Source organism: Streptococcus oralis SK610 (assembly GCF_000257455.1).
In the GTDB taxonomy this organism is placed as follows: domain Bacteria; phylum Bacillota; class Bacilli; order Lactobacillales; family Streptococcaceae; genus Streptococcus; species Streptococcus oralis_CB.
This window is the reverse complement of sequence record NZ_AJKQ01000003.1, coordinates 99,489-124,262: the sequence shown is the minus strand read 5'-3', so window position 1 is coordinate 124,262 and position 24,774 is coordinate 99,489. Positions and strand designations below refer to the sequence as shown.

At 39.8% G+C, this 24,774-nt stretch carries 30 protein-coding genes and 1 pseudogene; 1 reads left to right on the top strand and 30 read right to left on the bottom strand.

All coding sequences use genetic code 11. From position 1 onward, the window contains the following. Positions 1-33: 33 nt before the first annotated feature. The 21 genes and pseudogenes from HMPREF1115_RS03475 to pbp2b form a co-directional block, all read right to left on the bottom strand. The gene (locus HMPREF1115_RS03475) at positions 34-1,077 is read right to left on the bottom strand and encodes a D-alanine--D-alanine ligase (RefSeq protein ID WP_000814695.1); all 1,044 of its coding nucleotides are present in this window, start codon (positions 1,075-1,077) and stop codon (positions 34-36) included. A gap of 104 nt (positions 1,078-1,181) precedes the next feature. Next, the gene (locus HMPREF1115_RS12325) at positions 1,182-1,310 is read right to left on the bottom strand and encodes a hypothetical protein (protein ID WP_002881950.1); all 129 of its coding nucleotides are present in this window, start codon (positions 1,308-1,310) and stop codon (positions 1,182-1,184) included. A gap of 65 nt (positions 1,311-1,375) precedes the next feature. Then, on the bottom strand, positions 1,376-2,005 hold the full coding sequence (locus HMPREF1115_RS03470; RefSeq protein WP_000919640.1) for a hypothetical protein: 630 nt from the start codon (positions 2,003-2,005) through the stop codon (positions 1,376-1,378). Positions 2,006-2,376: 371 nt separating this feature from the next. After that, positions 2,377-2,541 (bottom strand): annotated as a pseudogene (locus tag HMPREF1115_RS12245) (TipC family immunity protein); the annotation flags it as partial. Positions 2,542-2,553: 12 nt separating this feature from the next. After that, positions 2,554-2,700 (bottom strand): hypothetical protein, encoded by a 147-nt coding sequence (locus HMPREF1115_RS12240; protein WP_225893231.1) that lies wholly within the window; start codon positions 2,698-2,700, stop codon positions 2,554-2,556. A gap of 15 nt (positions 2,701-2,715) precedes the next feature. Beyond that, positions 2,716-3,003, bottom strand: coding sequence for a TipC family immunity protein (locus HMPREF1115_RS12235; RefSeq protein ID WP_000746268.1), 288 nt, complete (start codon positions 3,001-3,003; stop codon positions 2,716-2,718). Between the two features lie 179 nt (positions 3,004-3,182). Then, positions 3,183-3,710 carry a hypothetical protein gene (locus HMPREF1115_RS03460; RefSeq protein WP_000015797.1) on the bottom strand — a complete coding sequence of 176 codons (528 nt, stop codon included), beginning with the start codon at positions 3,708-3,710 and terminating at the stop codon, positions 3,183-3,185. Between the two features lie 85 nt (positions 3,711-3,795). Then, positions 3,796-4,320 (bottom strand): hypothetical protein, encoded by a 525-nt coding sequence (locus HMPREF1115_RS03455; RefSeq protein ID WP_002881878.1) that lies wholly within the window; start codon positions 4,318-4,320, stop codon positions 3,796-3,798. 84 nt (positions 4,321-4,404) lie between these two features. Then, complete coding sequence (locus tag HMPREF1115_RS03450) at positions 4,405-4,938, bottom strand: hypothetical protein (protein WP_001280940.1); 534 nt, start codon at positions 4,936-4,938, stop codon at positions 4,405-4,407. Positions 4,939-4,992: 54 nt separating this feature from the next. Next, a complete protein-coding gene (locus tag HMPREF1115_RS03445) occupies positions 4,993-5,622 on the bottom strand; it encodes a hypothetical protein (RefSeq protein ID WP_001242078.1) in 630 nt (209 codons plus the stop codon). Beyond that, positions 5,619-6,251 carry a hypothetical protein gene (locus HMPREF1115_RS03440; protein WP_001223901.1) on the bottom strand — a complete coding sequence of 211 codons (633 nt, stop codon included), beginning with the start codon at positions 6,249-6,251 and terminating at the stop codon, positions 5,619-5,621. The genes HMPREF1115_RS03445 and HMPREF1115_RS03440 overlap by 4 nt, the downstream gene beginning before the upstream one ends. Continuing rightward, positions 6,248-6,877: a hypothetical protein gene (locus HMPREF1115_RS03435; protein ID WP_002881876.1), complete on the bottom strand. Its 630-nt coding sequence runs from the start codon at positions 6,875-6,877 to the stop codon at positions 6,248-6,250. Before HMPREF1115_RS03435 ends, HMPREF1115_RS03440 begins: the two co-directional genes overlap by 4 nt. Then, on the bottom strand, positions 6,874-7,482 hold the full coding sequence (locus HMPREF1115_RS03430; RefSeq protein ID WP_001242118.1) for a hypothetical protein: 609 nt from the start codon (positions 7,480-7,482) through the stop codon (positions 6,874-6,876). Before HMPREF1115_RS03430 ends, HMPREF1115_RS03435 begins: the two co-directional genes overlap by 4 nt. Next, the gene (locus tag HMPREF1115_RS03425) at positions 7,479-8,105 is read right to left on the bottom strand and encodes a hypothetical protein (protein ID WP_001242083.1); all 627 of its coding nucleotides are present in this window, start codon (positions 8,103-8,105) and stop codon (positions 7,479-7,481) included. Before HMPREF1115_RS03425 ends, HMPREF1115_RS03430 begins: the two co-directional genes overlap by 4 nt. Continuing rightward, a complete protein-coding gene (locus tag HMPREF1115_RS03420; RefSeq protein ID WP_000780962.1) occupies positions 8,102-8,710 on the bottom strand; it encodes a hypothetical protein in 609 nt (202 codons plus the stop codon). Before HMPREF1115_RS03420 ends, HMPREF1115_RS03425 begins: the two co-directional genes overlap by 4 nt. Next, positions 8,707-9,333: a hypothetical protein gene (locus HMPREF1115_RS03415; RefSeq protein ID WP_000870286.1), complete on the bottom strand. Its 627-nt coding sequence runs from the start codon at positions 9,331-9,333 to the stop codon at positions 8,707-8,709. The genes HMPREF1115_RS03420 and HMPREF1115_RS03415 overlap by 4 nt, the downstream gene beginning before the upstream one ends. Positions 9,334-9,341: 8 nt before the next feature. After that, the gene (locus HMPREF1115_RS03410) at positions 9,342-10,910 is read right to left on the bottom strand and encodes a virulence protein (RefSeq protein ID WP_000538405.1); all 1,569 of its coding nucleotides are present in this window, start codon (positions 10,908-10,910) and stop codon (positions 9,342-9,344) included. Continuing rightward, positions 10,901-11,257, bottom strand: a complete 357-nt coding sequence (locus tag HMPREF1115_RS03405; RefSeq protein ID WP_000764041.1) for a hypothetical protein — start codon at positions 11,255-11,257, stop codon at positions 10,901-10,903. The genes HMPREF1115_RS03410 and HMPREF1115_RS03405 overlap by 10 nt, the downstream gene beginning before the upstream one ends. 2 nt (positions 11,258-11,259) lie before the next feature. Next, entirely contained in the window at positions 11,260-11,535 is a 276-nt protein-coding gene (locus HMPREF1115_RS03400; protein WP_000509002.1) for a hypothetical protein, read from the bottom strand. 302 nt (positions 11,536-11,837) lie between these two features. Further along, positions 11,838-12,434, bottom strand: a complete 597-nt coding sequence (recR, locus tag HMPREF1115_RS03395) for a recombination mediator RecR (protein WP_000966752.1) — start codon at positions 12,432-12,434, stop codon at positions 11,838-11,840. 10 nt (positions 12,435-12,444) lie between these two features. Next, positions 12,445-14,487: a penicillin-binding protein PBP2B gene (gene pbp2b, locus HMPREF1115_RS03390; RefSeq protein ID WP_001224839.1), complete on the bottom strand. Its 2,043-nt coding sequence runs from the start codon at positions 14,485-14,487 to the stop codon at positions 12,445-12,447. Positions 14,488-14,742: 255 nt separating this feature from the next. Between pbp2b and HMPREF1115_RS03385 the strand changes: the two genes are divergently transcribed. Continuing rightward, the gene (locus HMPREF1115_RS03385; RefSeq protein WP_001039489.1) at positions 14,743-15,594 is read left to right on the top strand and encodes a MurR/RpiR family transcriptional regulator; all 852 of its coding nucleotides are present in this window, start codon (positions 14,743-14,745) and stop codon (positions 15,592-15,594) included. 284 nt (positions 15,595-15,878) lie between these two features. Here the strand turns inward: HMPREF1115_RS03385 and HMPREF1115_RS03380 are convergent, their stop codons facing one another. The 9 genes from HMPREF1115_RS03380 to HMPREF1115_RS03340 all read right to left on the bottom strand — a co-directional run bounded on the left by HMPREF1115_RS03380 (position 15,879) and on the right by HMPREF1115_RS03340 (position 24,734). Next, positions 15,879-16,643 carry a class I SAM-dependent methyltransferase gene (locus HMPREF1115_RS03380; protein WP_001067284.1) on the bottom strand — a complete coding sequence of 255 codons (765 nt, stop codon included), beginning with the start codon at positions 16,641-16,643 and terminating at the stop codon, positions 15,879-15,881. 443 nt (positions 16,644-17,086) lie between these two features. Further along, entirely contained in the window at positions 17,087-17,983 is an 897-nt protein-coding gene (locus tag HMPREF1115_RS03375) for an ROK family protein (protein WP_000150268.1), read from the bottom strand. Between the two features lie 17 nt (positions 17,984-18,000). Beyond that, positions 18,001-18,918, bottom strand: coding sequence for a dihydrodipicolinate synthase family protein (locus HMPREF1115_RS03370; protein WP_001281467.1), 918 nt, complete (start codon positions 18,916-18,918; stop codon positions 18,001-18,003). A 171-nt stretch (positions 18,919-19,089) separates the two neighbouring features. Then, positions 19,090-19,734, bottom strand: coding sequence for a YesL family protein (locus tag HMPREF1115_RS03365; RefSeq protein ID WP_000057506.1), 645 nt, complete (start codon positions 19,732-19,734; stop codon positions 19,090-19,092). A gap of 20 nt (positions 19,735-19,754) precedes the next feature. Further along, positions 19,755-20,207, bottom strand: a complete 453-nt coding sequence (locus HMPREF1115_RS03360) for a NanQ anomerase/TabA/YiaL family protein (RefSeq protein ID WP_000575433.1) — start codon at positions 20,205-20,207, stop codon at positions 19,755-19,757. A 445-nt stretch (positions 20,208-20,652) separates the two neighbouring features. Then, positions 20,653-21,492 carry a carbohydrate ABC transporter permease gene (locus HMPREF1115_RS03355; protein WP_001183243.1) on the bottom strand — a complete coding sequence of 280 codons (840 nt, stop codon included), beginning with the start codon at positions 21,490-21,492 and terminating at the stop codon, positions 20,653-20,655. A gap of 15 nt (positions 21,493-21,507) precedes the next feature. Beyond that, entirely contained in the window at positions 21,508-22,374 is an 867-nt protein-coding gene (locus HMPREF1115_RS03350) for a carbohydrate ABC transporter permease (protein WP_161801140.1), read from the bottom strand. Between the two features lie 219 nt (positions 22,375-22,593). Then, positions 22,594-23,922: an extracellular solute-binding protein gene (locus tag HMPREF1115_RS03345; protein ID WP_000672118.1), complete on the bottom strand. Its 1,329-nt coding sequence runs from the start codon at positions 23,920-23,922 to the stop codon at positions 22,594-22,596. 113 nt (positions 23,923-24,035) lie between these two features. After that, a complete protein-coding gene (locus HMPREF1115_RS03340; protein ID WP_001135657.1) occupies positions 24,036-24,734 on the bottom strand; it encodes an N-acetylmannosamine-6-phosphate 2-epimerase in 699 nt (232 codons plus the stop codon). Positions 24,735-24,774: the final 40 nt, after the last annotated feature.

Genomic DNA, 24,774 nt, shown 5'->3' with positions numbered 1-24,774 from the left:
TGATAGTTCTGGCTTCTACCCTCTCTTTCATTTTTATAGCAAATGCGCTTCGCGCTTGTCAAAACTTTGCTTAGCAAGAGAAACCAAATGCTCGATTAGTTCTGGGTAGCTGATTCCCATATTGTCCCAAAGTAGTGGATACATAGACCACTGGGTAAAACCTGGCATGGTATTAAGCTCATTTAGGAAAATCTCGCCCCTATCTGTATAGAAGAAATCACAACGAGACAGACCAAGTCCACCAATCGCACGGAAGGCTGTTTCAGCATTTCGACGCATGGCAGCTACCACATCATCACTAATCTTGGCTGGGATGTCCATGGTAATCTTGTTATTGATGTATTTGGCATCATAGTCATAAAAGGCAACATCCTTAACCACTTCACCAGGAAGCGTGCTCTTGACATCGTAGTTGCCCAAGAGACCAACCTCGATTTCACGGGCATTTACCCCTTGCTCTACTAAGACACGGCTGTCATATTGGAAGGCAAGTTCCAAAGCTTGACGGAGTTCTTCTTGGTTTTCAGACTTAGAAATACCGACACTTGAACCCATATTTGACGGCTTCGTGAAGACTGGATAAGTCAGTTTTTCTTCAACTTCAGCGATTTTAGCAGTCACATCATCGCCTTCAACGATGGCCACATAAGGTACTTGGGCAATCCCAGCAGACTCCAAGACACGCTTGGTCGTAATTTTATCCATGGCAAGGCTGGATGACAAGATATTACAACCAACATAAGGCATTTTCAAAACTTCTAAGAATCCTTGAACTGAACCATCTTCTCCCATCGGACCATGAAGAACTGGAAAGACCACTGCACCTTCTTCATAGATGGCACTTGGCGCTATTTTCTTGTCCCAGTCAATAGTCGCATTGGTCATGAGACGATCCTCTTGAGCTGGGGTCTGGCTAAATTCCTGTGTTTTGATAAAGTCACCTGACTGGCTGATGAAGAAAGTATTGACGGTGAAACGGTCGTAGTTGACCGCACGCATAACACTTTCAGCTGAAAGGACAGAGACTTCACGCTCTGCACTACGTCCACCGTATAAAAGAATAATCGTTTGTTTCATATTGCTTGTCCTAATTCTAATAGAATACTCGTTCTTTAGTATATCATATTTGCTTCTTTTTTGAAACTTGAATCTAAAAAAGCCCTCATTTGAGAGCTGAAATTTTACCGATCCACCACTTGAGCTTCAAAGTAAGCTGGCTTGTCGTCTACATTGGTCATGGTAATCGTGTAGGACTTGTTATTGGTTACATAAAAAAACTTTCTCCCCTTGGTAGTTGACAACAATTCCATTCTTTACCAAATGAATATCTGTTTGATTGTTTGGAAGCTCTTTATCATCATACCTTTTTGGAGCTCTATCTATTCTGCAAAATTTCGTTCTCTTTCCTTTTTCTACGCTGACCCGACCACCTGATACACTGCAACAATACTATCATACGAAGAATCAAATAGACCAAACGAAGGATTTTCATCCTAGTAAGAACTGAGCTAAACTCTTCTCTTACTAATTCTATTTCCTGAATTAAATCCTCAATATTCTTACCTAGCTTTTTCTCTACAATAGTTGCATTTTCTGATATCAGATAATATTTAGCATCCAAAGTTGAAAAATACGCTTCAGACAGTGTTCCTTCTAAAGGAAATGAAATATCGTAATTATTATTAGGAGTTTGATTATATTCTGCGAAGACTTGTTGACCATATTTACAAGGATACCCCGTAATTTTAATATTTTTATAATCTAAATGCATTAACCCGTCTAAGGCAGGGGTCGTCCACTCCTCTTTATAATGGTATAATTTCACTTTCTTATCTACTATTGACCAAACCATAACATACCGACTATGCATGAATTCCTTAGTTAATGCAGAGTTACTTGCCAAACTGGTCGCACCAATCTCATATACTGACCAAATAAGAACTGTAAGCATCAAGACAGCTTGAGTTGGTTTGTTTTTATAATAGTTTCTTATTCTTTTTAACATTTTACTCTCCAACTGCGGGATTAGGTTTATCTAAATCTTTTTTGACATTTTGACTAGTATTCGCCACTAGAGCCTCTCTTGCATATTCGAAAGAAACAAGCTGATTGTTACTTTCAAAGCAAATAAGTCTCCTTTACCAAACAATTACAACAACTGAGGCCTAGTTTACGGTTCCTAAATCTACCGATCCACCACTTGAGCTTCAAAGTAAGCTGGCTTGTCGTCTACATTGGTGATGGTGATAGTATAGGGAGTTTCTTTCGTCACACCAAAAGAAAGCAGACCAAAGCTATCGAATAAAATAAAATATTCTTAAGAACTCTGTCATAGCAACCCACCTGTATAACACTATTGCCTCGCCGTTTCGTTTGTTATTCTGTTCTCCATATATCCTTAACTGTCACTTCTCCCCAATTATCTGGGCTAAAACGACTAGAGTAGATAGTGGTCCAGTCTTTAAGGACTTTATTACGGAGTACATTGTCTGCTTCCTTGCGAATCTCATCAACAGTCTTACCGCGTTTGGCAAGAAAGTCCTCTACTTGAGACTACTGAAAATATCCTGTACTCTCATCATCATAGTACCACATAAACCGTTCTAATTGCCGATTGTTTACATCGTACAGGTAATCTACATTTATGGTTGTCTCTGTATCTGGCAGTCTCAAACGCATCTCTATCCCAACTTTCGTCATCTCCTGAAATCCAAATTAAAAATAATAACCTAGAGATTGAATAGTATTTGGTAAATCTACACTTTTATAATCAATAGAATGAATAGAAATTTCTTGAGAATCGTTGTCCACAAATTTTAAACTTTTTAACTTATAAAAAGCTCGTCCTTTCCAGAGAAATGTATAATTGTGATAATCACTTTCTTCGTAGTATATTTCATCAAAAATATTATGAACTCTCTGATATTTATAGTACTGAAAACCAGAGAAAGATAATAATAGAACTATTAGCAACGAAAAAATTACAAATTTTCTCTTCTTCATCTAATCACCTCATCTCTGTCAACTCTTGATTCCCTGTTTCAATATTTCGAATGAAATTATAAGTACTTGGGTAATTTTTTTGTATCTCATCTACGGTATCTTTTTCTAGTAAAATCCCTCAACACACCCCGTTGTTCATACAGCATTGCGTTGAGCAAGAAGCTACTTTCTCTGGCAAACTATCCATACAAAGTCTGATATATCTTTTTCATGAAGCCATCAAGCTCTTTTTGAACAATCTTTAATAGGCGTTCTTCTTCAGCTTGGGGGATAGTCACACTCTCTTTTATATTTTTTTCATTAAATTGAAAGTAGCTGCTAGAAACTATATCAAAGTTCTTATCCAATTCATAGAGTACGCTAGTTATTTTACCATCTATCTCTATTCTAAAATAAACAGTAACCCCATTCCGTCCCGGATTTGAGATATCCAAATCGATGTCTCCTTTTATCTCTATGGAGTCAATTCCTCCATCCAAGCGAATAGCTCCATCGGGAGGAACGACATAGCCCGCTTTACGGATGTCAGGTGCATATTTTTCTGATGCCATCAAATGTTGTAAGACAACTATATTGTCCCTCTCTTCAAAGGAGGTTTTTAATTGCGTATGTTCTTGGTGGTTTTGATACTGAAAATAAAGATTCAAGCTAGTAACTAAAACAATTACAGAACCTATCACGATTAGTATTTTTTTAAGTCCCGACATTTTTTTCACTCCCTCTGTCTAAATAATCATAGAAGTGTTGTTCATACGACATTGTGTTAAGAAAGAAGTTACTTTCTCTGGTAAACTATCCATACAAAGTCTGATACATCTTTTTCATGAAGCCATCAATCTCGCTTTGAACAATCTTTAATAGGCGCTCTTCTTCGGATTGAGAGATGTTCACTCTCTCATTTTTATTTTTTTCATTTGTTTGAAAATAGGCGCTAGAAACTATATCCAAGTTCTTATCCAATTCATATAGTACACTAGTTATTTTACCATCTATCTCTATTTCAAAATAAGCAGTAACCCCCCGTCCACGATACGATATTTTCAAATCGATGTCTCCTTTTATCTCGATGGAAGCAATTCCTCCATCCAAGCGAATAGCTCCATCGGGAGGAATGACATAGCCCGCTTTACGGATGTCAGGCGCATATTTCCCTGATGCCATCAAACGTTGTAAGACGGCTATATTGTCCCTCTCTTCAAAGGAGGTTTTTAATTGCATATGTTCTTGATGGTTTTGATACTGAAAGTAAAGATTCAAACCAGTAGCTAAGGCAATTACAGAACCAATCACGATTAGCATTTTTTTAAGTCCCGACATTTTTTCACCCCCTCTGTCTAAGTAATCATAGAAGTCTTGTTCATACAGCATTGCGTTGAGCAAGAAGTTACTTTCTCTAACAATCTAACCATACAAGGTTTGATACATTTTTTTCATGAAGTCATCAATCTCGCTTTGAACACTTCTCAACAAGTAATCTTCTTCGGATTGTGAGACAGAAACAATCTCTCTTTTCCCGTTATCATTTTGCTGAGAATAGCTGGAATCAATTAAATTCAGATTTTTATCTAAAATAAAAGCTACATGCGTTTGTTTTTCATTAATCTGTGTAATGAAAAACAACTGAAAATCCTTAGCATCATTTTTGGGAGGGCTAATTTTCAAATGTAACTCTCCTTCAATTTCTAATGGATAAATAACTCCATCCAATCGAATAGCTCCGTCAGAAGGAATAGTATATCCTGCCTTGCGGATGTCAGACGCATATTTTCCTGATGCCATTAAATGATGAAGAACTTCAATTCTTTCATTTTTCTCAAAGGCTTCTTTTAAAGTACTAGATTGTCGGAAATGATTGTAAGCAAAATATGAAGGAATTGCTAACAGAAACAAAAACAATACGATCAACCATTTAAACTGTTTTAATTTATCTGACATTAGTTTCTTCCCTCCATATAACACTCTCTTTCAAATAAGTTTTATTATAAACTCTCACTCGTCTTCCTCGTCGTCATACACACGTTCACCATGGATTTTGATGTATTCTTCACGAAGACGCTCTTCTTCATCCCACAAAGGTTCCTCTACAGGTTTCAAACTTTTCAGTTCCTCCACGCTGATATCGGTTGCTTTATCGTAACTTAGTGATAAGACATCCTTGTGCAACTCCTTAAAAGTCTCTACATCCATCCAGGTCTCCTTGTCATCCTCGCTAATCTGACCATCAATTGCAGAAGCTACCTCGACTGCCATGATATACATAGCTCGTTTATCAACAGTGAGAAGGTCAAGGTGGGTAGTAGCTAAACGTAGACAGTCTCCTTTTTCTCGATAGTCTGTTGCTGGATTGTCTTCAAAATCTAATTCAAGATTTTCATATACATGACTCCCAAATTTATTGATAATCCCTTCTTTCAACTGAACATTATTCCATCTATTATCATGCATCCACTTATTCAATTTCAAGTGAATAGTTGGGTCTGTTTTAAATGGGCGAGTATTCCCAAAATAAGAAATATCTACTGTCTTCCCATCTTTAGTATCAAACCACATCCTTTTCGCTAGTTCCATGTAATCAAATGGAATTTCTTTGGTGTAATCGCCTTTGATATATAGTCTCACTCGTCTTCCTCGTCGTCATACACACGTTCACCATGGATTTTGATGTATTCTTCACGAAGCCTATCCAATTCTTCCCAGATGGGTTCGTCAATAGCGTCAATCGTCTGAATTTCTTCCAAACTCATCTCATTTGCTTCGTCAAAGGTCAGAGATAAGATATCTTTGTGCTTTTCCTTGAATTCCTCGATTGTTATCCATGTTTTCTTGTCATCTTCGCTAATTTGTCCATTAAAGATTGTAGCAATCTCAATAGCCATGATATAGAACGCTCTTTTATCAAGAGTGAGCAATTCAAGATGGGTAGAAGCCAAACGCAAAAAGTCTCCATTTTCGCGAAAATCAGTTACATAAGCATTCTCAAATTCCAAATTTAGATCTTCATCAATTTGTGAATAAAAACGGTATTTTATTCCTTCTTGTATCGGAACATGCAACCAACGTTCATCATAATCCTGTTTATCTAGTTTTAGATGAATTGCTATATCATTCCTATCTCTGATTTGAAGAAAACCAGAATAGGAGAGTGGGATGCCTTCTCCTTGATAATTTTCAAACCACATTCTCTTCGCTAGTTCTAAATAATCAAATGGAATTTCTTTGGTGTAATCGCCTTTAATATAAATTCTCAATCTTCTTCCTCATCGTCATAAACACGTTCGCCATGGATTTTGATGTATTCTTCACGAAGACGCTCTTCTTCATCCCACAAAGTATCCTCTACAGGTTTCAAACTTTTCAGTTCCTCCACGCTGATATCGGTTGCTTGATCGTAACTTAGTGATAAGACATCCTTGTGCAACTCCTTAAAAGTCTCTACATCCATCCAGGTTCGCTTGTCATCCTCGCTGATCTGCCCATCAATAGCAGAAGCCACCTCGACTGCCATAATATACATAGCACGTTTATCAACCGTTAAAATGTCTGTATGAGTAGTCGCAATTCTAAGGTATTCTCCACGCTTTCTCCCATCAGTAATAAAATCATTTTCAAATTCAAGTGTTATATTCTCATATTCCAAAGACAACCAAGGATTACTAGGAATTATAAAAGGAGCCTTATCCCATCTTTCGTCAACTGAAGACCATTTGTGTAACCGAACACCAAAGTAAAAATCATCCTGTAACATCTCATCATCACCAACATTGGAGAAACTTATTTTCTTGCCATTCCGTTCCTTAAACCACATCTTCCAAACAAGCTCTCTTGTTGTAAAGGTTATTTTTTTCTTAAAATCACTTTTGATATATAATCTCACTCGTCGTCCTCGTCGTCCAACTCTACCTCTCCATGGATTCGGATATACTCCTCGCGCTTCCTATCCAATTCTTCCCAGATGGGATCGTCAATAGCTTTCAAAACCTTTATCTCTTCTAAACTAATATCGACTGCTTCGTCGTAGGTCATATTCAGTAGGTCTTTATGTTTCGTTTTGAATTCTTCAACACTCAGCCAAGTTTCTTTGTCGTCTTCGCTGATTTGACCGTCAATGACAGATGCTACCTCAATCGCCATGATATAGAGCGCTCGCTTGTCAACCGTTAGAATATCCTTATGAGTCGTGATTATTCGAAGATAGTCTCCTTTTTCTCGCCCATCACTTTCATAAGAATCTTCAAAATTTAAATTTTCACGCTTAAAAGTCGCCCAAGAGTCTTTTCCTATTCTAAAATCAGCCATTCCCCAACGCTCATCATTTGAAGAAAATTTATCTAGAGTTAAACTCAAATAAAAATTATCATCAAATGCATAAGAAAAACCAACTTTCACTCCCTTACGTTCTTTGAACCACATTTTCCAAGGATATTCCATACAGTTTTGGTATATACTAGTTTCGTAGTTGCCTTTAAGATATAATCTCACTCATCTTCCTCATCATCATAAACACGTTCGCCGTGGATTTTGATGTATTCTTCTCGAAGCCGTTCCTCCTCTTCCCATAGAGGATCTCTTACCGGTACCATTGTCTTTAATTCTTCCAAACTGATTTCAACAGCTTCATCATAAGTCAGTGAAAGAACATCCTTGTGATATTTCTTAAATTCTTCTACACTTAGCCAACTTTGCTTGCCGTCTTCGCTAATCTGACCATCAATGGCAGATGCTACTTCAGTTGCCATAATGTATAAAGCACGTTTGTCTACAGTTAAAACATCTATATGAGATGTTGCGATACGTAGATAATCTCCACGTTCTCTCCACTCTGTAATGAAATTTTTTTCAAATTCCAATTGAATATTTTCATCAGAAAACGAATTCCAAGGATCACTCTTGTCATATGGTATATGATTCCATCGTTTATCATTAAATCGCCATTTATCAAATTGAACTCCAAAAAAGAAATCATCTTGTAGCATCTCATCATCACCAACGTTTGAGTATGTAATAGGATGACCATGCCATTCCTTAAACCACATTTCCCAGAGCAACTCTCTTGTCGTAAAGGTTATTTTTTTCTTAAAATCACTTTTGATATATAGTCTCATAAATCTGAGATATCGCCTCCATGTGCTAGTATATATTCTTTTCGACGAGTGGCTTCTTCCTCCCAAAGAGGATCGTCTACAACATCCATCGTTTGAATTTCAGTCAAACTTAGTTCATTTACTTCTTCAAAAGTTAGAGATAGAATAGCCTCGTGCTTTTTCCTAAACTCCTCGACTGTTAGCCATGTCTTCTTATTATCCTCGCTAATTTGCCCATCAATCACCTTTGCAATCTCAAGCGCCATAATGTACATAGCCCGTTTATCAACTGTCAAAACTTCTAGATGGGTGGTTAAAATACGGAGATAGTCTCCCTTTTCATTATAATCTGTAGCAAATGCATCTTCAAAATTAATTTCAATACATTCGTCAAGATGTGAAAAGAGTCTTCGTACTCCTTCCTTTAGGGGGACACTAGACCATCTCTTATCCGCAGTGCCTTTCCTCAAGGATAAATTTGAGAAAAAATCTTCTTGTAATGCATCATTGTTCCCAGCATTTGAGTAAGAAATTTGCTCATCTTCTGGAAACCACATTTTACCAGCTAGTTCTAAATAACCATAAGGTACTCTTTTTGTATAATCGCCTTTTAAGTATAATTTCATTCTTCCTCGTCGTCATAAACTGGCTCGCCATGGATTTTGATGTATTCTTCATTCCTGCGGTCGTCTTCTTCCCAAACTGGGTCTCTCACATCATCCATAAACGGAATTTCTTCCAAACTCAGCTCATTAGCTTCTTCATAACTCATCGAAAGGATATCCTCATGCCGTTTTTTAAATTCCTCCACACTTAACCAGCTCTCTTTATCATCTTCGCTAATCTGACCATCAATAGCAGTCGCAATTTCAATGGCCATAATATACATAGCTCGTTTATCAACAGTGAGAAGGTCAAGGTGCTTAGAAGCAATTCTTAAACATTCACCTTTCTCACGAAAATCCGACATCATTGCATCTTCGTAATCTAGCTGTATATATTCTGACTTATGGGATAAAAAATCATATTTTATCCCTTCCTTAATCTGAACACTTTTCCACCTATCATCATGAGTTTCCTTATCTAATTCTAAATGAATAGAAAGTTTCTCGATTGGTAGTTCTAGAAACCCAGCATACGACAAATCCGGCTCTATTCCATCTTTTTCCTCAAACCACATCCTTTTCGCTAGTTCCATGTAATCAAATGGAATTTCTTTGGTGTAATCACCTTTGATGTAAACTTTCATTTTCCCTCCTATGATTTTAACCACTTAACAGCTTTTAAAATATATTTGACTAATTGATTTTTTTCATAATTTGATAATTTATTCAATTCTGAAATATCATCAATCCATTCTCTAGCACTTGCCGCATCGACAATTTTATCCATTCCTCTATGCGCATTAACTCTATAACCTGATTTTCCTCCCCCTGACTGAATCTGAACTTTACCACTATGGGGTTCTGCATCTACGCGAATATTCGCTTTCTTTCCTTTTACTTTTCCTTCAACAGTCCCAAAAGTCTTACTCGTCGGTTTATTGGCCTGCCAGCTGTCGTAGTTGCTAGAATAATTAACCTGAATTTCGCCATTTAGTAAGGCCGTCTTTGTGATAGCTGATAAGCTAGTTACTGCTCCACTAGCTATCAGTACATTCCCATATTGTACCCCTGTCACAGATGCTGCGGTACCAGCTACGATACTTGTCCCTGCTGTTGGTGGACCAGCCATGATACTCAAGACTTCAAGAGCACCACTCGCAAAGTAAACTCCCAATCCAGAGAATATTTGAGCTACTCCACTCCAAAATTCGACTGAATTTGCTTCAAAGTTTTGTGCTTTTAATTCATCAAACTTTTTGTTAACCAAATGAGTATAGTCAGCATCGTATTTCCCGTTTTTTGAAACGACATAGCCTTGTTCCAAGGGGGAAATTTCAATGATATTCCCTGTTTCATCAATCTTAAGAGTGTGATTGTAGTCGTCAATTATTTTATCCCATTCGGACTTGTCATGGCCTTTTAAGCGCTTCTTTAATTCGGCACGATAGTAGGCATCACCATCTTCCGATAGCATCATATCCCTAGAAGCTTTATTGATGGCACGAGTTTCCGAGTCTTGAAAATCTCTTTTGGCATGCGAAACAATCTTCACATCCTTCATCTTTTGCACCCAGCTCATGTCCAGACCGTCCGCATAGTAGTTGCCATCGCTATCGACAATGATTTTACTTAGTTGCGTAGCTCCTTGAATCGCTAGGCCAAGGACTTCTAGGCTATCGCTGAAATACTGGGAAACCTCTGAGACAAAAAATTCTAGTTTTTCAATCTTGTCTTCCAAATCCTGAATACCTGACTCGATTTGAGACTTAGTATTGTAGAGGATGGTCTTCTCAGAGAAAGCTTTCCCCCAATTAAGTGTAAAGAGATCTTTGATTTGATTTAGCCAGTTCTCCCTCGCTTGAATCTGAGCTTCTACGATAGCTAACTGCTCTTCCCTCAGCTTTTTCAGTTCCTTGAGCTGGTCTAGGTCCAAATCTCCATATCCAGAGACCTGAGCATCCGCATTTTTATAAGAAGTCAACTCTAGTTGGATATCATCTATCGCTGCTTGTAACTTCTTGATGCTGGGGATGATAATCTCTGTAAAGAGACCCTTCCCAGCTGTGTAGGCTGCTCCTGTCAGCTCACCTGAGTCTAAAGAGGAAATCAGGTGGTCACAGCCACTAGATAAGCGGTCCGTGACTTCATTTGCGACTTGGAGGTTGTTAGTCATGGCTTGAATCAATTCTTGGGATTCTTGTGCGCTGTATTTTACTCCCATGGTAGCCGGTTCCTTTCTGATATCAGTTCTTCTCTAGCTTCATCGAAAGACCGACGAGCCTTCTTCGTTTGTTTTCCCAATTCATCCAGTTCCTCATCTACATAAGAGTTGACCTGTCGTTGAATGGTTCTATTATCACTTTCGATTTGCTCTATCACCTGACGAGAACTGGGTGAGAGAGCCAATAGAGTCGCCATACGATGGTGGATGCTCTGGATTTCTGAGTGAAAGTGAGTTAGCTGCTGTTCATATTGTCTTTTTAGAGTCTGAAGACTTTCTTCTTTATCGTCAATCTTGACAATTTCTCTCCAAAGTTTGTAGCGTTTTTCTTCGTTCTTATCTGCCATTTTTAATGTTCCCACCTCTTAGCCTGCTCTACGTCGCGTTTTTCAATCTTATGAGCAATTTCTGGAAACTTATTTGCTTGGGTCAAAACAGCCGAGCTGAAATCACTGACCGCCTGAAGCATTTGATTGCAGGCCTGACGTCCAGCTTCCATCCCAGCAATTTCAGAAGTATACGAAAATTCTACTTGCTGATTTTGCTTCTTGCTCGTGTCATACCCGACCAATTCATTAATAGCTGCCTCTGCTGCTATCGTGCTAGATTTTATCTTTCCACCCATACTTCAAACTCCCTTTATTTATTATATATTGACCATATCATAACACAAAAATAGTACGATTTCAAAACAAACCCTAGGGGCAAGTACGCTCATCTCCTTAGAGTAAACTCTATCGCTCAGTGAATGAGTTTGACAAAGACGGCACTAGTCATTTTGGAAATCCCTTTTCTGATGCCTTATAGTTTGAGTAGTCTTATTAGCAAGGCTTGTTCACCTCTCGTGAGAAACAGAAAAAGACAAGCCCAAGAAAAATTCCTAGGGCTTGTCTTATGTGTCAAAATGAACTACGTTTTAACTGACTCCTACAACTCTGTCCGATTTTCAATTGCTCGTAAGAGTGTGACCTCATCCGCATACTCGATATCTGCCCCCACGGCCAGGCCTCGTGCCAGGCGAGTGACCTTAATACCAGCTGGCTTGAGGAGACGAGAGAGATACATAGAGGTCGCTTCCCCATCTGCCGTCGCATTGGTTGCCACAATCACCTCTGAAACCTCGTTATCCATGAGACGAGTCATGAGACTCTTGAGATTGATATCATCTGGGCTAATGCCATTCATCGGAGAAATGAGTCCATGCAAGACATGATAGAGTCCGTGGTATTCTTGGATGTTTTCCATAGCAGCCACATCGCGACTATCTTCTAGCACTAAGATGGTTGTCTGGTCTCGAGTCGGATCCGTACAGATCGAGCAAGGATCATCATCCGTCAAGCGGCCACAGATGGAACAATAGGTCAATTCCCGCTTAGCAGATAGGAGGTTTTTGGCAAATTCATTGACATCGTCATCGGACATTCCAATGGTATAGAAGGCTAGGCGGGTAGCCGTTTTGATCCCGATACCTGGAAGCTTGGAATAGCTATCAATCAGCTTGGCAATAGGTGTTGGATACAGCATAAGTTCCTTTCTAATTCATTGGATGGTGTTGGTTATAAAGGTTGATAATGTCGCGCGCAATGGAAGGTCCAACACCGTTTGTTAGATTGGTGTTATGAGGAAAGACGACTGCGACCGCAATTTGAGGATTATCCGACGGTGCATAGGCGACGGCATTGGTGTTATTAGCTTTTTGACCGCCATTAACGTAACTTTCGGCAGTACCCGTTTTCCCACTGATGGATACGGCTGCGCCATTTGAAAAGGCACGACCTGTCGTAAGGGCACTCGTTCCATGCGAAACTTGATAGAAACCTTGGTGCAAGATAGCCATATCGGCTTCTGAGATATTGACCTTGTTCATTTCCTTGGCAGCTGTTTCCTGAACTAGACTGCCTAAGCCACCTTGGTCATTGTTGTCATAGATTCCTTCAACGATGTGAGGAGCTAAACGCACACCATTGTTTGCAATGGTTGCGACATACTGGGCTAACTGCATCGGTGTGTAGTTATCAAACTGACCAAAGGAATTATTGATATAGTTCCCCAAATCAAATTCTTTTGGCGTGAATCCTGTGGATTCATCTGGGAGGTCAATCCCTGTTGAAGCTCCGAGTCCGTATTCCCCAAAGGTTGACCGCAATTTGCCCATTGCAGTCTCTAACTGTCCCGTTGCGGCCACCATGTTTGGTGTGTAGGTCTGTCCCATGATTCCTAGAGCAGTTTGAACCATGTAAGCATTAGAAGAGTACTCTAGAGCCTCAACTGCTGTGATCGGAAAAGAGCCATAGGACAAGGTATACCATGAATTGATAGGGGCCGAACCTTGGAAAACAATCGGCTGGTCTGTCAAGGTTTGATTACCTGATAAGACTCCATTTTCCCAACCAGAGCTGATGGTCGCCGCCTTAACAACAGATCCTGGCACAAAGACGTTGGTTATCGTTCCAAGCGAATCTGAACTTAATTTACCGGATTCGACATCATGCTTGACACCTGACATGGCCAAAACTGCACCGGTTTTAGGATTGAGGGCTACAGCGTAGACTCCTTCAGAGTACTTTGCTCCACCATTACCCAACTCTGAGTTGAAGTAGCTCTTGAGTAGGTCGTCCACACCATTCTGGAAAGCTAGGTCAACCGTTAACTTGATGTTGTTTCCTTTGCTTCCTTCTTCGACATTTTCCACACTTTCCATATTTCCGTGTTTGTCGAGGTGGATTTCTTTGACGGAGCGTTTGCCTTGAAGAACATCTTCATATTGCTTTTCAAGATAGGAAGTTCCCACTCGGTCATTGAGAGAATAGCCTTTTTTGAGATAAGCATCAACTTCCTCAGCCGGAAGTCCTGACTTCTCATTTGAAACGCTACCAACGATTGTTGATAAAGATGTATCCAGTACTTTACGATCCCATGAGGTTGAAATGCTGATACCTGGTAATTCCTTGGACGCTGATGCAACGAGAGCAACTTGGGTATCATCTAAGGCATCCGTAGAAATGGTTCCCGTTGCAAAATTTTCAACGGCATTGAGCTGACTAAAGAGATAGATTTCCTTTTTCTGGTCATCTGTATAATTGAGTTGACTCACGTCAATGCTTTCAACCGCATTATTGTAGAGAGTCGCTTCTGATAAACGATTCCCATCTGAATCCAGGCGTTTATCGCTTGGTAAGGATTCGACTGTTTTTTTGTAAATATCCTGGTCCGCCAAGTAGTAGTCTGCAATCTGTCGATCTGTCAGATCAGGGGAGGTTACATTTACATATGTGAGAAGTTTCTTGGCTGTCTCCTTCAATTCAGCTGCTGTCATTTTATTGTTTCGTGTGAAAGAAACAACCTGCTTGACAGTGTTTTCTACCAAGGGTTTCCCTGCCGCATCATAGATCTGTCCACGAGCTGAACTGGTTGTTACCCTTGTTTGGCTGGCTGAGGCCAATTTTGTTTCATAGAAATCTTTATTGAGCACCTGCATGTATAACAATCGACCAATAATGGCCATAAAGAGCAGAATGACAATCGCAAATAATAAATTAAGCCGAATCGGAATCGAATGGCTATTAAATTTTCTCATACAACTAAGACTCTTTTCTAGAAAAATTCCCGATTTCCACCTTTATTTCCCCTAAAATAATAGAGTAAATAGGTAAAGCTCAGTACATTTCATTGTACCATATTTTACGGAGAAACTCTTGGAAAAGTCGAAGCATTTTTTGACTTTTAACTGAAAATGCCTTTTTATTTGGTTATCCTATTTTCTATGATATAATGATAGTAATAGTTAGGAAAGCGTTAGCTTTTAAGACTTTGACTCATAAAAAGGAGCCTCATGAACAAGCCAGATATCGCAACCATAATCGATCTCCATTTTGAAGAATTAACCGAGCTTGAGCAAGAAATCGCTCGCTATTTTTTGCAAACTGAAACGATTCAAGATGATCTCTCTTCTCAGCAAGTTACCCAGAAATTACATATCTCCCAAGCAGCCTTGACCCGCTTTGCCAAAAAGTGTGGTTTTACAGGCTACCGAGAGTTCGTCTTTCAATACCAACATCAGGCTAGTAAACAGGACACTCATTCGCACAAACACAGTCCTTTGACCAAACGTGTTTTGCGAAGCTACAGTATCATGCGAGAACAAACACAGGATTTGATCGACGAAGAACAACTGGAACGCATCGCCCAATTAATCGATGACGCAGAACGAGTTTACTTCTTTGGGACAGGAAGTTCTGGTCTGATTGCCCGTGAGATGAAACTGCGCTTTATGCGATTAGGTGTTGTCTGTGAAGCTTTGACCGATCAGGATGGCTTTGCTTGGACGACCAGTATCATGGATGAAAATTGTTTGGTGCTAGGTTTTTCCCTGTCTGGCACCACCCAATCCGTCCTTGATAGTTTGTTGGATGCTAAGGAAATGGGGGCCAAGACCATTTTATTTACTAGCGCTCCAAACAAAAATAGTCAGGCATATACCGAGACCATTCTTGTAGCAAATCATAGTCAATCTTCTTACATCCAGCGTATTTCCGCTCAGCTCCCTATGCTCATTTTAATAGATTTGATATATGCCTACTTTTTGGAAATCAATCGCGAGAGCAAGGAAAAAATCTTTAATAGTTATTGGGAAAACAAAAAGCTCAATGGCTATCGTAGACAAAAACGCGTTAGAAAATCCTAGTTTGGTTGAACCAAACTAGGATTGTTTTGTTTTAATACTCTTCGAAAATTTCTTCAAACCACATCAACTTCACCTTGCCGTACGTATAGGTAACTGACTTCGTCAGTCTTATCTACAACCTCAAGGCTGTGCTGTGAGCAACCTATGGCTCGCTCCCTACTTTGCTCTTTGATTCTCATTGAGTAAAAAATGATAATAGGCACCCACCATTGTGGTATTTTGGGTATGGGAAATTCTAATCGTAAAATAAAACGAGCTATTCTTCAAAAGTACGTTCTATAAGGTTATAGTTTAATGCAAAGTGTAGCGATGTAGTCATTTCCATAACGTGATAATCGATGTCTTTTATCACACGATTCATAAAAATCAATCATAGCGAGACCATTCTTCAGTTGTCCTCTAATCTGAGTTTCTAAGGTATGGCTAAATTCATATCCATATTCTGGATTTATCGTTATCTTGCCTTCCTCTTCAAGCTCTCTTGAATTAAAAGGGATTGAAAACTGTAACAGTAATTCCTCATCAGGTTTGTCCCATACAGTGTCAGCATCATACATGTAGATCCAAGGATTCATAAATCCGACCATTAACAAACCGCCCTTTTTCAATACGCGAGAGGCTTCTTTATACATGTTTTTTAAATCCTCTATGTATACATTTGAAACTGGATTAAAAATAATATCAAAAGTTTCATTTTCAAATGGAAATGGTTTTGTCATATCACCTTGAACGGTATTGATTTTTAAGCCTTCTCGTTTAGCAACCAACTCATCTCTTTCTAATTGTGATGTAGAAAAATCCATGATGGTGACATCATAACCTTTTGCAGCAAAAACGGGCCCCTGCTGGCCACCACCACAAGCTAACCCTAATATCTTTTTTCCCTTGGCTTTTTCAAACCATTCTATCGGAACTTTTTTCCCAACAGTTAAGGCAACAGAAATTGGATGTTCTCTAACTTCTTCTAATTCTTCATGTGTCAATGGCTCAGTATAGACATTTCTTACACTATTCCATCTATCTTGATTACATTTTATATAATTGTTCATCTGATAATCTCCTCGTAATGTTATACTATTCGATTTAAGCTGGATGTGTTGCCATTACAGTTTTTTCACCGCTACAACTTCTAATTTGTCAAATAATCGTCCATCTCATTATATCATTTTTCTACATTTTCCCATTTACTCAAGCTAAATATCAATTAAATGGATGATAGAATTACTCTCGCCTTGTAGTTCATCATCTCGCCTTAACTTCTCATGCAAGGTGGTTATTTTCTCCTAGTTTCTCACGATTACCTACTTTGGCTCAAATTTTTCAATAAAAAAAGAATTAAGCAAAACAGTTTTCACTCAAGTAGTGATTAAGTGTTTTTCTTAATTCTATAATTCCAAACTTGGATTGTTTTGTCTTGATACTCTTCGAAAATCAAATTCAAACCACGTCAGCTTCACCTTGCCGTACTCAAGTACTGCCTACGGCTAGCTTCCTACTTTGCTCTTTGATTTTCATTGAGTATAAAATGATAATAGGCTCCCAACATCCCTGCTGTATTTTGGTGATGGGCAAATTCTAATCTTGTTTTTTCAGCTAGACTTGGTACCAAGGCCGTCTTCAAGGCTGTGCGGATCTTCGGTTTGAGGATAGCCTCTTGTCCCATGATACCGCCACCGAGAATGACTACTTCTGGATTGGCAACGTAGCAAATATTTGCCAGACCTTTCCCAAGGTAATCTACCATGCGGTCAATGCCAGCCATACAGATCTTGTTTCCTTCGGTAGCTTCCTTGAAAATGCGTCGGCCATTCCACTGATCAACTGGATCGCCATGAGCTGCTGCCACATATTCTACCAAGGCTGTCGTAGAAGCCAAGTCTTGGAAAGCTCCATCCTGCATATGCATATAGCCAACTTCACAGGCTGAATTGCTAAATCCATGGAAGACTTTCCCATCCATAATCAAGCAACCACCGATACCTGTTCCAATGGTCAAGCAAAGAGTGACACTCGCTCCCTTGCCTGAACCAGATTCTGCCTCAGCAAGACCTGCACAGTTGACATCATTTTCAATTTCACAAGGAATCGCAAAGCTCGTCTCGATTTCCTTCTTGAACTGGGTTCCTGCGTAGTTAGGAATTTGAGGACCAGCATAGAAGATTTCACCCTTGTCAGGATCCACCATTCCTGCAGAAGAAATAGCAACACCTGCTACTGGACCTTTTTCTAAATAGCTGGCTACGATATCTTTGGTCTTTTGTAAGATATGGGGACCACCCTTATATGCCTCAGTTGGCATTTCATGCGATTCAACAAGTTGGCCTTCTTGGTCAATCAAACCATATTTGATGTTGGTTCCGCCAATATCAATTGCAACGTAGTGTGTCATAAATACCTCCTTATGGATTAGAGGAAGCGCTCCTTGGTTTCACGAATCAATTGCGCTGCTGCTTCTACAACTGGACGATCTTCTTCGGTTACTGGTGTCAATGGTGAACGAACTGAACCAATGTTCAAACCTTCATTGATTTTCAAAACTTCTTTAATCACACAGTACATATTTCCATGTGCAGCAGTCAATTTACCAATGATTGCATTGATAGCGTATTGCAATTCACGAGCTGTTTCCAAGTCTTTCTCAGCAATCAACTCATTGAGTTTCAAGAAGAGTTCTGGCATAGCACCATATGTACCACCGATACCAGCTTTAGCACCCATGAGGCGTCCACTTAGGAACTGTTCATCTGGACCGTTAAAGACGATGCGATCATCACCACCAAGGCTAACGAATGTTTGAATATCTTGAACTGCCATTGAAGAGTTTTTAACACCGATAACACGAGGGTTCTTCAACATTTCAGTGTAAAGACTTGGAGTCAAAGCAACACCTGCCAATTGAGGAATGTTGTAGATAACATAGTCTGTATTTGGTGCTGCAGCACTAATGTCGTTCCAGTATTTAGCAACTGAATACTCAGGCAAGCGGAAGTAAATTGGTGGGATTGTTGCAATAGCATCTACTCCCAAGCTTTCCGCATGACGAGCAAGTTCCATACTGTCTTTGGTATTGTTGCAAGCTACGTGAGCGATGATAGTCAATTTGCCCTTGGCAACTGCCATGACTTCTTCCAAAATCAACTTGCGATCTGCCACACTTTGGTAGATACATTCACCAGAAGAACCGTTGACATAGAGGCCTTGAACTCCCTTATCAATGAAGTATTGAACCAAGGCACGCGTACGCTCTGGACTGACTTCTCCTTGATCATCATAACATGCGTAGAAGGCTGGAATGACACCTTCGTATTTTTTCAAATCTGACATAGATTTTCTCCTAAGATTTCTTTTTTTCTGCTGAGAGCAGTTCTATTTTTTACAAGTTTAGTATACACCTTGTGAAAACCGCTTTCAATATCTTGTATACACTTAGATTTTAGTTTCTACTTGTATTTTAGAAACTGTAACGATTGAAAGTAGTTTCAGGGACGAGCCATCCTACTGGTATTTGGCGAAAATTTTCTCCATCAATCCTGCTTGGAGAAAGACTAGCAAACCAAAACCAAAGAGGATAAAGGCCGATCCACCCAAAAGGAGAGTGAAGGCGGATAGATAAAGAACCATCACAATGAGAAAGAGAATGGCTAACATGAGGAAGAACCATGGAAAGTTAAAACTTGCCAAGATAAGCCCTTTTTGCAGCACTTCTTTCCAAGGCAAATCATAGCGTGCAGCGATGGGATAACTAGCCAGCATCACCAGAGTGAGGAAGATGAGAATCCCCAAACAAATAGCTTTCACAATCTGGAAAGGCAAAGCTGTCTGTCCCCAGAAAAGATAGAGATCTAGAAAGCTTAATGATACAATGCCCAACTCTAACAGCCCCAACTGAAGCCCCAGTTTCAGATTTTGCTTGAAAGCTCTCAGATAAGTTCTAAATACTGGTACCCGTCTGCTTCTCTTAATCTCAAACATGGTTTCATAGAGGCTGATTTTCGCCACTCCAATCGTCACGATGGGCAAACAAGAGACGACAAAAAGAAGATTGACTGTGACGATATCCAAGACCTTCTCACTGAAACGCATGAGAAAATTATCTGTATCAAATGCTGCCTTGATAAGACTTACTCCTTTTTGTGCCATGTTTGCTCCTCCTGATTCTTTTAATCAATCAAAATTTTAAAGAGATATTTGCGAACCTTTTCTTCCATCCCTGCGTAGCCATTTGGCTGGTGCGGTTCTCCAGGGAAGAAAATCACAAAATTGTGATAACCCAACAAGAGTGGGTAGTTTTCATGACAATGGACAAAGCCAATGTCGCTCGCTTCATCGAATGCTACCGCCTCGTCTTTGATACGTGAACCGTAGCTCGAATATTCATGACCTTCTACCAGCAAATGCAAATCTGCATAGTGTTTATGATGCTCAAATTGATCATTTTCAGCTTGATTGAGGACATTTTCCTGCACAACTAGAAAGACCTTGTCCCCGTCAATCTCATACTTACCGAGTTCGAAAGAATCCTTACGGTGCTGATATAGATAGTCGATAACCTTGTCTAGATTGGGATGGATTCCCTTGTAAAAGGCGATGTTTTTCAAATCGTCAAAAATCATACTGTTTCCTTCGTTTCTGATAGTTACTATTTTTCAGTTTCGAATTATCCTTTCTCTATTTCCCTGTAATAGTGCGGACGGAAGCAAATTCCTTCGGTATTTCATTCCTAATTTTTGAGCCTGTTGCTCTTTCATCGTCAGTCTCAAAAATTCCGTCTAAGATAAGCGTAAGATTCTTATCTTAGATACCACTAAAGCGGGAAATAGCTACCATAAAACGAACCTATTCTAACAAGTATCTTGAAAAGAGTTCATTCTTAAGTTTATAAGTGTCTGACAAAACTTCACGAAGTAACTGTATACTTTCCATTTTGTAGACACTTATAACTCTGTATTCTCTTATACTCAATGAAAATCGAAGAACAAACTAGGAAGCTAACCGCAGACAATACTCAAGTATGGCATGATGAGGTTGGCGTAGTTTGAATTTGATTTTCGCAGAATCTTATCCTTTAACAGCTCCCATAGTAATCCCTTGAGTGAAGGATTTTTGGAAGACTAGGAAGACGGTTACGATTGGCACTGCTGCAAGAGCTGCACCTGCCATGATCAAACCATAGTTGGTTGCCATTTCGGCCTGCATGGTCGCAACCCCGAGTGAGATGGTCAAGTTTTGACGTGAAGTCAACATAACCAACTGCATAAAGTAGTCGTTCCAAGTATTGATGAAGGTAAAGATCGCAAGAGCTGCAAATCCTGGCTTCACAATAGGGAAGGCTACGCTCCAGAAAGTACGAATTTCACCACAACCGTCGATTTTAGCTGATTCAAGCAATTCTGTTGGGATGTTTTCACTGAACTGTTTCATGAGGAAGACCCCGAATGGCCATCCGATCAAAGGCAAGATAACTGCCCAGAGAGTATCGTGAATTCCCATGAAGTTGACGATACGTACCAATGGTACAAGGACAACTTGTTTTGGAAGAGCCATGGCAGCGATAAAGACTGCAAAGAGGATGCGTTGACCATAGAAACGTTTTTTAGCCAAGACATAACCTGCTAGAGAAGAGGTTGCACACACTAGGAACATGGTTACCAGTGAGATAAATACAGAGTTCCACATCCACTGCATAGCAGGGTTTTGCACCATGAGTTGTTGGAAGTTCTCCATGGTTGGCATTTTAGGGAACCACTGTGGCGGAATCATAATGGTATCAGGCTGTGATTTGAAGGCACCTGTCAAGATCCAGTAGAATGGAAAGATGAACAGTACGGTCAACAAGAGCAAGATAATCGTTGAAATAACAGTGAAAGCTGTTAAAGGTTTCTTTTGTGTAGGTTGCATAACTGTCTCCTTTCTTTAGTATTCTACGTCGTTTCCGAGGATCTTGAATTGAGCAAAGCTGACAATGGCAATCATCACCGCCAAGAAGACACCGATAGTATTTGCATAGCCATATTCTGTCAATTGGAAAGCTTTTTCGTAAAGGTAGTACATCAGTGTACTTGTTGAGTAGTTTGGACCACCAGATGTCAAGAGCTGAATCAAAGCGAAACACTGGAATGAGTTGATGGTCGTAATGATTGCGATGTAAAGAGTTGTTGGAAGAAGGCTAGGCCATTTGATCTTCCAGAAGACTTGAAACTCAGTCGCACCGTCAACACGCGCCGCTTCAACAAGTGAGTTGTCAATATTTCCCATAGCAGCGATATAAAGGATAATCGGTTGACCAACAGATGTTGTCAAAAGGATAATCATAATCGCTAGCAAAGCCCAGTTTTTGTCACCCAACCAAGAAATGTTTTGGCTGATAATATGACTTGACTTAAGGACAAAGTTCAAAATCCCTGATAGTGGGTCATAAATCCATTTCCATACAACCGTTACGGCAACACTACCTGTAACTACAGGAAGGAAGAAGACGAAACGATAGAAAGAACGGGCAATGGCGTTTTGATGATAGGTTTGAGATGCTACAAAGAGCGAGAAGAGAACCACAATCGGAACAGATCCAATAACCAGGATAACGGTATTGATCAAAGACTTCACAAAGACAGGGTCTTTAAACATACGAATGTAGTTGTCCAAGCCCACAAACTCAAATTTAGTCATGGAGTAGTTAAAGAAACTTGTAATGAATCCCATAATCATAGGAGCCAAGACAAAGATCACAAAGAAGAATAACACTGGTGCTAGGAAAGCGTAGGAAATCACTGTTTCCCGCATACGAATTTTATTGACTTTCACAGTCGGCACCTCTCTTTCAAATAGAATAGTTTTTGATTTTCTTGAACTGTTTTAAAACCAAAATGAAATTTTTTAAGATTCGCTTATGTAAGAACTTCATTTTAATTTCGTGACAGTTCCTACCATTTCAAACAAAAGTCCCCCTTTTCTTACACCATAGTGCACAGGGAAAAGGGGGGAATCAATCTGACTTAGTGCTTATTGTTTTGTAGCTTTTTTGATTGTTTCGTTAGCTTTTTCAGTGAAGGCTTTCAAAGCATCCGCTGGTTTTTCGTCACCATTTGATACAGATTGCAACATTGGGAACCAAAGTGTTCTCATTTCAGCAAATCCGTTGATAGTGTTGTAGTATGGTGAGTAGTATTTAGTCCAGCCACTGATTGTTTCCATACGTTTGTCTTCATAAAGTTTGCCAAATGAAGTACGAACTGGGAAGGCACCTGTACGAACTACGTCTTTAGGACCCCATTCTTTGTCATCTGCGATGAATTGAACGAATTTCTTAGCAGCTGCGATTTTCTTATCGTCTTTGTTGTTGAATACTGCAAATCCGTTTACAAGGTATTCAAGAGATGGTTTACCAGAGTCTGATGGGAATGGTACTTCTACCACGTCTACCTTACTTGCTTCCAAGAGTTTCGCTTGGATACCGTTTTGAGCTGGTGCCCAAAGGATTGTGTATGATGTTTGACCGTTCGCAAAGTTTTGGATGTCTGCCCCACCGTCAAATTGTGAACCATTGTTCAATAGACCATCCTTGATCCAGCTAGCAGCTTTTTCAAGACCTTTGACGAATTTAGGATCGTCTGTTGTATATTTGGTTACGTCTTTGTCTGTTACAGAACCGCCATAAAGGTTTGCGATGAAGGCACGTGTTCCTTGGTCTCCCCCTTGACCAGAACTGAACAATGAACCTGGTGTATAGCCTTTATCTTTAAGCGCTTTCAAAACTTTTTCAAAGTCATCAGTTGTCCAACCTTCTTTTACAAGGTTTGCAACTCCAGCATCTTCCAACATTTTCTTGTTCATAGCCATGTAGAATGGAGCTGAACTGATTGGATACATATAAGCTTTGTCGCCAGCCTTACTTGCTTGCACGATGTTTTCGTTGTTGACATCTTTGACGAATTCGTCTGTGAAGAGGTCGTTCAACTCAGCCAATTTACCATTTTTACCGTATTGGATGATACGTCCTGGTGCATCAAAGAGTACGTCTGGCGCTGTCCCTGCTTCGATGGCTGTTGTGATCTTTTCAGGACCTGACTTGAAGTCGATGGTTTCCAATTTCACTTTTACATCTGGATTTGCTTTTTCAAAAGCTTCGATGATTGATTTTTCATAAGTTCCAACACCGTCACCCGTTTTTTCTTGTGTGAAGACTGGGAATGCCCACCAAGTGATTTCTGTTTTTCCGCTATCGCTACTAGAACTTCCAGCATCTTTACTTCCACCAGAGTTACCACAAGCAGCAAGGCCAAGAATCGCAGCACCCGCAAGTACTGTACAAGCTAGTTTTCTAAATTTCATTTGTATTCTCCTAATTGATAAGCGTATCCATATTGGATAATGAGTTCTTTATATTTGTATACGTTTTCATTTTATCCGACGCATCGACCACTCTCCTCTTTTTTGAGATTGTGTTATTTAAGACCGGCAACAAAGCGTTCCGTAATCTCTTTTGGTCTAGTAATCGCACCACCAACAACGATGCCTCGCACCCCATATTCAAGGATTTGTTTGGCTTGTTCTGGTGTATGAATCTTCCCTTCAGCGATGACATCCACGCCGGCATCGCAGAGTTTTTTGATCAGTTCAAAGTCTGGACCATCTACCTTAGGACTATAAGAGGTATAACCTGATAGGGTTGTTCCAACAAAATCAATCCCTGCTTCGACCGCTGCTATTCCCTCTTCAAAGGTACTGGTATCAGCCATTAAGAGTTGATGCGGATACTTTTCTTTGACTTGTCGAATAAAGTCTTGGATTTCCAAACCGTCGTAACGTTCACGTTTGGTACAATCCAGAGCAATGACCTCAATGTCTAGTTCAGCCAGTTCATCAACTTCTCTCATCGTAGCTGTAATGAAAGGCTCCTGTGGCGGATAGTCACGTTTGATAATCCCGATAATCGGGAGTTTCGTAACCTCCTTAATCTCCTTGATATCGCGAACACTGTTTGCTCGGATACCGACTGCTCCACCTTGCTCAGCCGCTTTGACTAGCAAGGGAATGACTCCTCCCGCTTCTGTATAAAGCGGTTCGTGAGGAAGTGCCTGGCAAGAGACAATGATTCCATCTTTGATTTGTTCAATCAAGGCTTCTTTGCTAATCTGTGGCATCCTCTTTCCTCCCTTTCTTGTTCTTATGGGCTTATTATAT

Bases quoted from the DNA above. Each gene is read 5' to 3' on its own strand.
- HMPREF1115_RS03360 (WP_000575433.1), bottom strand. From the start codon at position 20,207: ATGATTTTTGACGATTTGAAAAACATCGCCTTTTACAAGGGAATCCAT.
- HMPREF1115_RS03365 (WP_000057506.1), bottom strand. From the start codon at position 19,734: ATGGCACAAAAAGGAGTAAGTCTTATCAAGGCAGCATTTGATACAGAT.
- HMPREF1115_RS03425 (WP_001242083.1), bottom strand. From the start codon at position 8,105: ATGAGACTATATATCAAAAGTGATTTTAAGAAAAAAATAACCTTTACG.
- HMPREF1115_RS03375 (WP_000150268.1), bottom strand. From the start codon at position 17,983: ATGACACACTACGTTGCAATTGATATTGGCGGAACCAACATCAAATAT.
- HMPREF1115_RS12235 (WP_000746268.1), bottom strand. From the start codon at position 3,003: ATGAAGAAGAGAAAATTTGTAATTTTTTCGTTGCTAATAGTTCTATTA.
- HMPREF1115_RS03470 (WP_000919640.1), bottom strand. From the start codon at position 2,005: ATGTTAAAAAGAATAAGAAACTATTATAAAAACAAACCAACTCAAGCT.
- HMPREF1115_RS03370 (WP_001281467.1), bottom strand. From the start codon at position 18,918: ATGTCAGATTTGAAAAAATACGAAGGTGTCATTCCAGCCTTCTACGCA.
- HMPREF1115_RS03475 (WP_000814695.1), bottom strand. From the start codon at position 1,077: ATGAAACAAACGATTATTCTTTTATACGGTGGACGTAGTGCAGAGCGT.
- HMPREF1115_RS03400 (WP_000509002.1), bottom strand. From the start codon at position 11,535: ATGGGTGGAAAGATAAAATCTAGCACGATAGCAGCAGAGGCAGCTATT.
- HMPREF1115_RS03385 (WP_001039489.1), top strand. From the start codon at position 14,743: ATGAACAAGCCAGATATCGCAACCATAATCGATCTCCATTTTGAAGAA.
- HMPREF1115_RS03460 (WP_000015797.1), bottom strand. From the start codon at position 3,710: ATGTCGGGACTTAAAAAAATACTAATCGTGATAGGTTCTGTAATTGTT.
- HMPREF1115_RS03405 (WP_000764041.1), bottom strand. From the start codon at position 11,257: ATGGCAGATAAGAACGAAGAAAAACGCTACAAACTTTGGAGAGAAATT.
- HMPREF1115_RS03355 (WP_001183243.1), bottom strand. From the start codon at position 21,492: ATGCAACCTACACAAAAGAAACCTTTAACAGCTTTCACTGTTATTTCA.
- HMPREF1115_RS03415 (WP_000870286.1), bottom strand. From the start codon at position 9,333: ATGAAAGTTTACATCAAAGGTGATTACACCAAAGAAATTCCATTTGAT.
- HMPREF1115_RS12240 (WP_225893231.1), bottom strand. From the start codon at position 2,700: ATGACGAAAGTTGGGATAGAGATGCGTTTGAGACTGCCAGATACAGAG.
- HMPREF1115_RS03410 (WP_000538405.1), bottom strand. From the start codon at position 10,910: ATGGGAGTAAAATACAGCGCACAAGAATCCCAAGAATTGATTCAAGCC.
- pbp2b (WP_001224839.1), bottom strand. From the start codon at position 14,487: ATGAGAAAATTTAATAGCCATTCGATTCCGATTCGGCTTAATTTATTA.
- HMPREF1115_RS03450 (WP_001280940.1), bottom strand. From the start codon at position 4,938: ATGTCAGATAAATTAAAACAGTTTAAATGGTTGATCGTATTGTTTTTG.
- HMPREF1115_RS03455 (WP_002881878.1), bottom strand. From the start codon at position 4,320: ATGTCGGGACTTAAAAAAATGCTAATCGTGATTGGTTCTGTAATTGCC.
- HMPREF1115_RS03350 (WP_161801140.1), bottom strand. From the start codon at position 22,374: ATGCGGGAAACAGTGATTTCCTACGCTTTCCTAGCACCAGTGTTATTC.
- recR (WP_000966752.1), bottom strand. From the start codon at position 12,434: ATGCTGTATCCAACACCTATTGCCAAGCTGATTGATAGCTATTCCAAG.
- HMPREF1115_RS03345 (WP_000672118.1), bottom strand. From the start codon at position 23,922: ATGAAATTTAGAAAACTAGCTTGTACAGTACTTGCGGGTGCTGCGATT.
- HMPREF1115_RS03340 (WP_001135657.1), bottom strand. From the start codon at position 24,734: ATGCCACAGATTAGCAAAGAAGCCTTGATTGAACAAATCAAAGATGGA.
- HMPREF1115_RS12325 (WP_002881950.1), bottom strand. From the start codon at position 1,310: ATGGAATTGTTGTCAACTACCAAGGGGAGAAAGTTTTTTTATGTAACC.
- HMPREF1115_RS03420 (WP_000780962.1), bottom strand. From the start codon at position 8,710: ATGAAATTATACTTAAAAGGCGATTATACAAAAAGAGTACCTTATGGT.
- HMPREF1115_RS03380 (WP_001067284.1), bottom strand. From the start codon at position 16,643: ATGAACAATTATATAAAATGTAATCAAGATAGATGGAATAGTGTAAGA.